This window comes from Siphonobacter sp. (assembly GCF_048595215.1).
In the GTDB taxonomy this organism is placed as follows: Bacteria; Bacteroidota; Bacteroidia; order Cytophagales; family Spirosomataceae; genus Siphonobacter.
The window spans coordinates 1-10,673 of sequence record NZ_JBMDWJ010000347.1 but is presented as its reverse complement, the minus strand read 5'-3'; the positions used below and the strand labels follow the sequence as shown (position 1 = coordinate 10,673).

Genomic DNA, 10,673 nt, shown 5'->3' with positions numbered 1-10,673 from the left:
CGCCGCCTGAGCTTTTCGCTCAACTTTACTTACAGTACGGGCCGGCCCTACACGCCTCCCGTGGGCAAGTACGTAATGGATGGGGTAGTGCGACCGTACTACGCCGACCGTAACCAGAATCGCATTCCCGATTACATCCGGGCCGATGTGGGCATCAATATCGAGGGGAATCACCGGGTACGTAAACTGGCTCACAGCTCCTGGACGCTATCGGTGTACAACCTGCTCGGGCGTAAAAATCCGTATTCGGTCTATTTCGTTACCGAAAACGGGAAAATCAATGGGTATCAATTGTCCATCTTTGGCCAGCCCATTCCAAGCATTACGTATAATTTCAAATTCTGATGAGATACTGGGGACTTTTTTTCGGAATCCTGCTGGCGGTCAGTAGCTGTATTGATCCCTTCAAGCCCGCCGATTCTTCCCTGAACAACCGGTATCTGGTTGTGAGCGGATTTCTGAATACCAGCGGGGATACCACGGTCATTACACTATCACGAACGCAACCCGTAAATGATGTCACGCCGCCGGTGGCCGAAAGCGGAGCCCGCGTGCAAGTGAGAGGGGATCAGGGTACAACGTTGCCCTTGATCGAAATCCAAGGGGGTACCTATATCTTGCCCCCGCGAAAGTTCGTAGGCAATGAGAATTTTCGGATTCAGATCACTACCTACGACGGTAAGACCTATGTTTCTGATTACGTACCAGCCAAGCAGAGCCCGGCTATCGACAGTGTAACCTGGCAGGCGGATCGGCCCAACAACGTCATGCGTTTTCTCGTGCATACCCACGATCCGACCAACAATACTCGCTTTTATCGCTGGAAAGTCGAAGAAACGTACCAGTATCAAAGTGCTTATTACTCGGGCGTGGAAGTCGTGAATAAAGAGGTTGTTCGGCGAGAGGTGGACGTATACTCCTGCTGGCGAACGGACCGACCTACGAACATCCTGATCGGGACTTCGGCTAAACTGAGCCAGGACCGCATTCAGAGTTATCCGCTGGTGATGATACATAGTTCCAGCAATAAGTTACTGGTCAAATACAGTTTACTGGTGAAACAGTATGCCTTGACGCAGGCGGCCTACGAATACTGGGACATGCTCGCCAAGACTTCCGAAACGACGGGTGGTTTGTTTGATCCGCTGCCTTCGTTAGTGACGGGTAATATCCGCTGCGAAAGTCATCCTGAAGAGTTGGCGTTCGGATTCTTTTCGGCGGGTACCGAGCAAACCTTACGTCTGACAGTACAACCGTACGATTTTAACGGCTGGTTCCCCGGTACCTATCCTCGCTGCTTAGTCGAGCCCGACACGTTGTCGCCCCAAGAAACGATATTAACCTCCGACAATAGCAGAAAGATTATTGGCTCGCTCGATATGCCCCTGCGGTATCTGCTCGTTCCCAGTAACTGTGCTGATTGCCGTTCGTTAGGGGGAAATCTCAATAAACCTAGCTGGTTTTAAACGGTATGATTGCACGAAAGTTAATAGGGCTTTTTCTGATGATATCGGCCGGACAGGTATTCGGTCAGGATGCCGTTCGCCAGGCCTTTGAGCAATACAGTCAGAAAGCATTTCAGGAAAAAGTATATCTGCACAGTGACCGTTCGTTTTACGTAGTCGGCGAAACGCTTTGGTTTAAACTCTACGTAGTCGATGGAACGACCCACCAACCCGCCGATTTGAGTAAGGTTGCGTACCTCGAATTGCTGGATGCCAGTCACGCTCCCGTATTGCAAAGCAAGGTTTCGCTCGAGAAAGGCAAGGGGCACGGAATGCTCATTTTACCGGCTACGTTGAATTCGGGGCGGTATCATCTGCGAGCGTACACCAACTGGATGAAAAACTTCGGGGCTGATTTGTACTACGAAAAACCCCTGACAATAGTCAATAGCTTTACGAAAATACCAACGCAGGAAAAAGAGCCTCAACTGGATCTACAGTTTTTCCCGGAAGGCGGCCACCTGGTCGAATCCTTACCCAGTCGGGTCGCTTTTCGCGGTATCAATGAAAATGGATTAGGCAGTACGTTCAGCGGGACGATTCTCAATGCTTCGGATGAAACGGTAGCGACCTTCCGTCCCGAACATTTGGGGATGGGTTCCTTTGTACTGACACCCAAGGCTGGCGAAACGTACCGGGCGGTGGTGAAAGATGCCGCCGGAACCCAGCGAACCTACCCGCTGCCGGACGTACAGAAATCGGGTTACGTACTAACCGTACAGGATACGGGCAAAGAGGAACTGGAAGTACAAGTCGCCGGACCCGATGGTCGCGTGTCGTTACTGGTGCACACCCAGCGGTCGGTGCAGCAGAGTGAAAGTAGTATGATTCGCCAGGGGAAAACGCAATTCTGGGTGAAGAAAAGTGACTTGCTGGAGGGTATTACGCACCTGACCTTATTCAATGCCAATCGACAGCCCCTATGCGAACGGCTGTATTTTAAACGTCCGCAACGACCCGCCATGAAGCTCGGCGTCAAAAGCGATAAGGCGGCCTATGCACGACGGGAGAAAATAGCCCTGACTTTGCAACTGCCCGATTCGGCGGATGTTTCAGTGGCCGTGTACCGACTCGATTCCCTGCAAGGCGACGCGAGTGAAGATATTTACAGTTATCTCTGGCTAAATTCTGACTTGAAGGGTACGGTTGAAGCCCCCGCTGCTTACCTGACTGATCCGACGACCAACGTCGATTTAGTAATGCTGACGCACGGCTGGAGCCGGTTTCGCTGGGACGAAGTGATGCGTCCCGTTCCCTTTCGGTACATTCCTGAATACGAAACGCACTTGCTGTACGGAAAAGTCACCATCAATCAACAACCCGTGGCAAAGGTGCCGGTGTATCTGGCGGCTCCGGGCAAGGACGTCTGGTTGTACCCGGCGTTAAGCGATACGGCCGGACGGGTCTTTTTTCAGATGAAGCACTTTGAGGGAATGAATGAAGTCGTGGTACAAACGGCGGATACCTTGCAGCGGGTGGAGCTGGAGAGTCCGTTTTCGGACCAGTTTGCTTCGCGGACCTTACCCGCTTTTTCGTTTGACCAAACGCTGAAAAATGCACTGCTGGATCGCAGTATCCAGATGCAGGTACGCAATGCCTACCAGCCCCTGTACCAAGCCGTGCCCGTAACCGATACGGTGGCTTTTTATGGAATTGCCGAAAAGACGTATAAACTGGATGATTACACGCGTTTTCCGGTACTGGAAGAAGTGATGCGGGAGTACGTGCCCGAAGTAGACGTGCGGCGGCATCAGTCCCAATTTTCCTTTCTGATGTTGGGTCGGGCGGAATACAGCTTTACCCAACCCCCGCTCGTACTGATGGATGGCGTACCCGTATTTGACGTGAATAAAGTACTGGCCCTTGATCCGCTGAGAATCAAACGGCTTGATGTCGTGAATCGGCGGTATTTTCTGGGACCCTTACTGTTTGAGGGAATTGTCAGTTTCCGGAGTTATAAAGGTGACCTGGCCGGTTTGCAACCCGAGGGACTGGTGACTTCCTACGAGGGCGTACAGGCTCAACGGGAGTTTTATTCACCCCGCTACGATACGCCTCAGCAACGCCAAAGCCGTACGGCTGATTTTCGAACGCTTCTGTACTGGGCTCCGCAGGTAAAAACAACCCAAGCCCTCGATTTTTACACGTCCGATTTGTCTGGTACGTATCAGGTAGTCATTCAGGGGCTCTCCGCCCAAGGAGACGCCGGAAGTCAGCGGATGACGTTTGAGGTGCAGAAGTAGGTTTTGGTTAAGTCTGGAGGATTCCGATGAGGTACGATTAGGACTGCTGGCATTTTTTGCAAAGGCAGTTGCCTATGCCTATTTCAATTCCAAGTAGGTACGATTAAGACTCAGGTGTTCGACTACGAATACACTTACATGATTGGATTTCAATTCCAACTAGGTACGATTAAGACCCCGACTACCGAACTCCTCAAATCCGCTCCGGGCATTTAAAAATGGACATTTCTTCGTCAGAAAACAAGACCTTAACGCGTCGACCCCTAATGATACGATTTTACCCGGAGATCGACGACTCGCTTTGGGGCCTTGGAAAGCCGTTTTGCTGTAAAAAGGGGAGGATAGATTGCTGGAAATCGTCAGCCTGTAACGAGATCGACGACTAGAGGGTTACTGAATCACCTCTTTCAATTGCAGCAAACTACTGATTTCGTAGGTGGGATGGAGCGGTCGGCAGGCTTCGGGATCGCCAAATCCGTACGTGGCCCAGCAGGAGTCAATCGCACAGTTGTTGGCGTATTGCAGGTCCATGCTGGTATCGCCGATCATGAGGGTACTACTACCCGAATGGAGATCGAAGTGCGGCTGAATGACTTTACTATAACTCTCCGGACTGGGCTTTTTCGGCATCCCCCGTAGCAGAGGGCTGCCATCACCCAGAATCAGTGAAACGTAAGGCGTCAATCCCAGATAATCCAGCGAAGTTTCGATGGAACGAATGCCCTTGTTACTAATCACGACGATGTGTTTCCCTTGCTCAACCAGATGTTCCATCAGTTCTTTGGCTCCCGGATAACATTCCACCAATCGGTACGCATCCTGGTCGTAGATGGCCCGGTAGGTCGTCACCCATTCGTTGACTTCATCGATCGACAATGCCGGATTCAGTACCTGAAACGCCTCGCCCATTACCAGTCCTTTGCTGACGACAGCTTCCAGTTCAACCAGGGGCGGAACCGGCACACCGTAATGAGCGAAGGTAGGGGGGAAGGTCGCTAAAATGGCCTGTCGAGAATCACAAAGCGTACCGTCGTAATCAAACAGAATCAGGGAATACGGTTTCATGCCAATGGGATACAGAGAATGATAGGAAAAAGCTTCCAGCCTGAGTACGAGACTGGAAGCCTGACCGATCGGGACATTATAACGCCGATCTGTCTACCTAACTTATTTCAGCAGAGCAAGGTTATACAATTCGTACCAGTCTTCGTGCGAAAGCTTGATGTCCGCCGCACTGACGGCATTACGGATACGTTCTTCCGACAGCGAGCCAATGATGGGTAAGGTTCCCAGCTGATACAGCCAGGCTACGGCAATCTGTTCGACGTTGGCGTTGTATTTATGCCCCATTTCTTCGAGTTTCGAGCGGAGTACAACCGATTTCGCATCCGAACCATTCAGGATACGTCCACCAGCCAGGGGAGCCCAGGCCAGGGGTTTGCTGAACCGTTGCTTGATAAAATCAAGGCGTCCGTCTTCAATGGCCGTAGTGTTCGACAGGTTCAGCTCAATGTGGTTCGTTACGATGGGTCGCTTCAGGTTCGATTCCAGTAACTGGTGCTGGAACACGGTGAAATTACTGACTCCCAGATTCTTGATTTTACCGGATTTTACGAGTTCCATCAACGTACGGGCCGTCTCTTCGGGTGGGCAGAGGCGGTCCAGCTGGTTGAGCAGGAAAATATCGAGGTAATCCGTTTTGAGTCTTCGCAGGGAATTGTCCACGCTCTCGGTAATGTACGCACTGGTATTGTCGTAATACGTAAAACCGTGAGCCGATTGACGAATGCCGCACTTGCTGAAAAGAACCAGATCCTCGCGTTTGACGGACTTCTGCTGAATGACTTTACCGAAATATTCTTCGATGGTATGGTTTCCGTAATGATCGGCGTGGTCGAAGGTATTGACCCCGAGTTCCAGACATAAGTTGACCACTTTTTCCATCGACGTGAGGGTTTCGGCACCTTTGTCTTCCCAACGCCAGAATCCATAAATTGCTTCCGAAACTTTGGGTCCGGAGTCACTCAAATACACTTTTTGCATACTAAATGAGATTATAATAACCGTGGTCTAACGTGGGGTGTACGTCAAGACTTTGGACCAAAATTAGCATTAATTCCTAATGCCGAACAGGTTTTTGCGGCTGTAAACCCTATTTTACTTGGTCAGTCGCAGATTTAACAAAATATTTATACAGCCTTTTTGCTTGGTAAAAAGCCATAGAATCCATAAGTTAGCAATTCGCAGAATGAATTTTACCTTGATCAAAACATTTACTTGAAAGCTTTTTCGGATCTAGTGCTCGTAAACCAATTGAAAGCAGAGGACGATCGGACTGCTTTTAATGAGCTGTATCTACGGTACTGGAAGGTGATCTACGACATTGCCGCGAAAAAGCTACAAGATCCGGACCTGGCCAAGGATGTAGTGCATGATTTGTTTGTCGAACTCTGGTACAAACGCCATACGCTAGTCATTCATACGACCTTTGCGGGTTATCTCTATACGATGCTCAACCATCGATTCATTGACCTGCAACGTAAAAAAGCCGTACACACGCGGGCTCAGAACGAGTTGCTCAAAACGCACGAAACCGCTAGTGAAAGTGTGCACGATTCCTTCATTTACACGGAGCTGGAAACGCGGCTTATGCATCGCATTGAACACCTGCCCCCGGCCATGCGACAAATCTTTCTACTCAGTCGGCAGGAACAATTATCCCCGCAGGAAATCGCCGAACGCTTATCCCTTTCTACTCAAACGGTTAAGAACCAAATTCAAAACGCCCTGCTTCGTCTGAAGGAGTTTCAGCTGGAGAAATAAGCTGAACCTTTCTTGTGACGTATAGGTATTTCGGTTCGGTTGGTAACTGAACTCGCTCACGCATCCAGCAAACCTGATTCTTGCCACCGCATACCGACAAATACTGGTATACGTTGTACGCTAGCGTTTTCAGTAGGTAATAAACAGAGTAGGAGAGGAGCATATCTCTCCTGTTAATCAAGCCTCTGGCTCCCCAACAACTAACAACAACCAACCTACAACTAAAAAAATAACGCATTCCTTCTAGTACGATTCGTACCCGACTTCGTCATGGTGGTATACGAAGTGTTGAACCTTCCACCGTACATGGATAAAGACGATTTATACCGACAGTTTGGGATGGAGGAACCCGATGAGGATCCTGCGAATCGTGAACTGGAACAGGAAATTTTACAGCGTATTCACGGTACGCTGGGCTTTGAAGCACCCAAGGTGCGACGCTTTCGCTGGGCCTATGGGCTGGCGGCCAGTATTGTGTTGCTCCTCGGTAGCGTAGGCGTCTACTACTGGATGGCTCGCGATACGCAAGCCATCAGTATTCAAATCCCCGCGGGTAAAGTGCGGGCGATTACGCTACCCGATGGCTCCGTAGTCTGGCTCAATGCCGCGACAGCCCTGCATTACGCTCCGGATTTTAATCAGAACCGCGAAGTCTTTCTGGAAGATGGAGAGGCCTTCTTCCGGGTCGTTCACGATGAGAAACGACCCTTCGTGGTCCACGCCGGAAACGTACAGACCCGCGTGCTGGGGACTACCTTTCGCGTAAAAGCATACCAGGCTCTCGAAACCCTGCAGGTCTCGGTCGTAACGGGTAAAGTAGCCGTGAGCGAAGGCACAAAATCGCTGGCCGTACTGGAAAAAAATCAGGAAATAACGTACCTGAAAACGGAACACAAGGCCATCGAGCGAACCATCGATGCCGCCGAAACCGTAGAATGGCAAACGGGCAATGTCGTACTCAAGGCCGTAAGCTTCGCCGACATTGCCCTGGCGATTGAAAACGCCTACGACGTTCGAGTCATTTTCAACCGAGCTACCTTCCGCAATTGCGTGAGTAGTCTTGCCTTTCAACCCCAATCGCAAAAACTTAACGAAGTGCTTGATTTAGTGAAAGATATCCAGGGAATTCAGTATGAAATTAAAGGAAAGGAGGTGCTGATTTCAGGAACTGAATGTCAGTAACGAAAGGAACCGTACCCGCGGAAACAGGTACGGTTCGGCCAGCGGCCCGGTGAATGAGGTAGGAGTCGGACACCGGAAAACCGCCGCTGGGTTTAATACAGGGATTAAACACACTTAAATGTATGAGAAAAAGCAAACGAATCAAACTCATGAGGGTTGGATTGATTGCGTGCGGCATGATGCTTACGGCGGCGGGGAGCCTGCTGGCCGAAAAAAGCTACAGCCAGCATCTGATCAGTAAGAAAGTAACGCTTGAACTCCGGGAAACCTCGCTGGAAAAAGCCATCGAAACCCTGCGGAAAACGAGCCACATTGATTTTACCTATAACAACAACGAACTAAGAAAAATTAAGGTACCGGCGGGAACATTTACCAATGATAACGTCGGTCATGTACTCACTGCTCTATTAGACCACACGGCGTACGCGTACCGCGAAACCGATCACAGCATTGTTATTTTTAAACGTCGGGAGGCCCTGCCCGTACCGCCAACGCCAGTTCATCAGCCCGTAGTCGCGGCGACGGTGAAAGAAATGGCCGTTCGGGTCAAAGGAAAAGTAATTGATAGTAAAGGTGTTACGCTGCCCGGCGTTAGCGTCGTCATTAAGGATACACAACGGGGTACGCTCACCGATCAGAAGGGGGAGTTTACACTCGATAATGTGAAGGAAACGGATGTGCTGATTTTTACCTTTGTCGGTTTCAAAACCCAGGAAGTCGTACTGGGGAATCGCGTAGAGCTGGAAGTGGTACTCGATGAATCCATCAAAGGACTCGACGAAGTTGTCGTCGTGGGATACGGAACCCAGAAGAAAGGTAACCTGACCGGAGCCGTATCTACGGTAGAAACCGATAAATTTTTGAAATCCCGTCCGGTAACCGACGTCGCTCGCGGCTTGCAGGGAGCGGTACCGGGGCTGACGATCTCGACGACGAGCGGTGACCTGGGTACGAACCCGCAGATCCGGTTGCGGGGACTAACGGGCTCGCTCAACGCCGGAAACGGGGCCCAACCCCTGATTCTGGTCGATAACGTCGAAATTCAGAGTCTGCAAATGGTCAATCCCGATGATATCGAATCCATTTCGGTACTGAAAGATGCGGCTTCTACGTCCATTTACGGAAGCCGGGCCGCCTGGGGTGTCGTCCTGATTACCACCAAATCCGGAAAGAAAAACACCCGGAGTCAGGTAACGTACTCGACGAACTTTTCCTATAGCACACCTACCACGACGCCTAAAATCGCCGGTGCCGCCGAAGGTCCGGAGTACGCACTTGCCGCGGCTCGCCGCTCGAACCCCGCCGCTACGACGTTTGGTACCGTAGGGATGTATTTTACCGATGAAAGTATCCAGAAAATCCGCGACTGGGAAGCTCAGTACGGCGGACAAAACCTGGGTAACGACATGGTACTGGGTCGTGATTTTGAAATCAAGGACGGTCGTTTGTACTTCTACCGCCCCTGGGACGCCGAAGCCATGTTCATGCGGAAATGGGCTCCCCAGCAAACCCATAACCTAGGCATTACGGGCGGTTCAGACAAAACCAGCTACAACCTGAGTCTGGGTTACCTCGATCAGCAGGGGGTACTCAAGGATAAAACGGACAAGTTTGATCGCTATAATGGTACGTTCAGTATCAACTCTTCTATCAATAAATGGCTGGACATTAACGGAAAAATTCTGTTTTCGAAGAGCGTATTCGAGACACCGTTCTCCTTTACCGGTACGGCCTTCGATCCGCTGTATTACCTCTATCGCTGGCAACGCGTGTACCCTTACGGAACCTACGAAGGCAAACCCTTCCGCAGTGCGGTAAGTGAAGTGCAACAGGCTCAGATGATCAATGCAACCGAGAACTTCCTGCGGGCTACTATCGGCGGACGACTGAAACTGATGGAAGGACTGACCATTGATGCCAACTATACCTATTCCAACACCAACCGGCACATTCGGGATGTCGGCGGGAAAGTAATGGCTTGGAACCAGTGGAATGGCGTACCGCTCAAGTACGAATCTTACGCCAGTGCTTCCTACGATCGCGTGGTGTACCGCTCCCTGTGGGATGAAATGCACACGGTGAAAGCCTTCGGTACCTACCAGAAAGAATTGACCAACCACTCCATCAAGGTGATTGCCGGGATGGACATGGACATCAAGCAAAACTGGGATCAGCGTTCCGAACGACGCAATTTGCTGGACATGAATCTGGGCGAATTACCCTTGGCTACGGGTGATCAGTACGTAGACGGCGGACGGGGTCACTGGGCTACGCAGGGTTTCTTTGGCCGCTTGAACTACAGCTACAAAGATAAATTCCTGGTGGAATTGAACGGTCGTTACGACGGTTCCTCGTTCTTCCCAACCCGAACGCAGTGGGCCTTTTTCCCCTCGGTCTCGGCGGGATACGTGATCTCGGAAGAGCCGTTCATGAAACCCATCGAACCCATTGTAAGCTCATTGAAAATTCGGGGCTCGTACGGTTCACTGGGTAATACGGACGTGGGGTCAACGACGTTCCGTCCGACGATGGCTACTTCCAACTCCAACTGGTGGATCGGCAGTACGAACATGTTGACGGTGAATACGCCAGCTCTCGTACCCGCTTCGCTCACCTGGGAAACGATCAGTACCCTTGATTTTGGGGCAGATGCCAAGCTGTTGAAGAATAAAGTAGGCGTGACCTTTGACTGGTACCGCCGGACCACCAGCGACATGATTACAACGGGTATTCAACTGCCGAGTACCTTCGGTGCAGCAGCTCCCCGTCGAAACTACGGTGAAATGCAAACGACGGGATGGGAACTGGCCGTTTATTTCAATCATGGATTTAAGAATGGACTGAACGTAAACCAGGGACTGAAGCATTCGGATTTTACCCAGAAAAATACACCCTTAGATGGTACACAGGTGAATGGGAA

Annotated in this window: 7 protein-coding genes and 1 pseudogene; 6 read left to right on the top strand and 2 right to left on the bottom strand. The window is 50.8% G+C overall.

From position 1 onward, the window contains the following. The 3 genes and pseudogenes from ACOJTG_RS21615 to ACOJTG_RS21605 all read left to right on the top strand — a co-directional run. A pseudogene (locus tag ACOJTG_RS21615) lies at positions 1-345 on the top strand (TonB-dependent receptor); the annotation flags it as partial. Then, a complete protein-coding gene (locus tag ACOJTG_RS21610) occupies positions 345-1,466 on the top strand; it encodes a DUF4249 domain-containing protein (RefSeq protein WP_420155705.1) in 1,122 nt (373 codons plus the stop codon). The pseudogene ACOJTG_RS21615 and the gene ACOJTG_RS21610, both read left to right, overlap by 1 nt. Positions 1,467-1,471: 5 nt before the next feature. Next, a complete protein-coding gene (locus tag ACOJTG_RS21605) occupies positions 1,472-3,748 on the top strand; it encodes a hypothetical protein (RefSeq protein ID WP_420155704.1) in 2,277 nt (758 codons plus the stop codon). Positions 3,749-4,138: 390 nt separating this feature from the next. On the opposite strand, the gene ACOJTG_RS21600 is transcribed toward ACOJTG_RS21605, so the two are convergent. Together ACOJTG_RS21600 and ACOJTG_RS21595 are read right to left on the bottom strand one after the other, a co-directional pair. Then, positions 4,139-4,813: an HAD family hydrolase gene (locus tag ACOJTG_RS21600; RefSeq protein WP_420155703.1), complete on the bottom strand. Its 675-nt coding sequence runs from the start codon at positions 4,811-4,813 to the stop codon at positions 4,139-4,141. Positions 4,814-4,915: 102 nt separating this feature from the next. Next, positions 4,916-5,791 carry an aldo/keto reductase gene (locus tag ACOJTG_RS21595; protein ID WP_420155702.1) on the bottom strand — a complete coding sequence of 292 codons (876 nt, stop codon included), beginning with the start codon at positions 5,789-5,791 and terminating at the stop codon, positions 4,916-4,918. 270 nt (positions 5,792-6,061) lie between these two features. Here ACOJTG_RS21595 and ACOJTG_RS21590 point away from each other — a divergent pair, with 270 nt between their 5' ends. The 3 genes from ACOJTG_RS21590 to ACOJTG_RS21580 form a co-directional block, all read left to right on the top strand. Beyond that, positions 6,062-6,571 (top strand): RNA polymerase sigma factor, encoded by a 510-nt coding sequence (locus ACOJTG_RS21590; RefSeq protein ID WP_420155701.1) that lies wholly within the window; start codon positions 6,062-6,064, stop codon positions 6,569-6,571. Positions 6,572-6,841: 270 nt separating this feature from the next. Continuing rightward, positions 6,842-7,753 carry a FecR family protein gene (locus ACOJTG_RS21585; RefSeq protein WP_420155700.1) on the top strand — a complete coding sequence of 304 codons (912 nt, stop codon included), beginning with the start codon at positions 6,842-6,844 and terminating at the stop codon, positions 7,751-7,753. A 122-nt stretch (positions 7,754-7,875) separates the two neighbouring features. Next, positions 7,876-10,673, top strand: a 2,798-nt coding sequence (locus tag ACOJTG_RS21580; RefSeq protein ID WP_420155699.1) for a SusC/RagA family TonB-linked outer membrane protein, incomplete at its 3' end; no start/stop codon positions are given.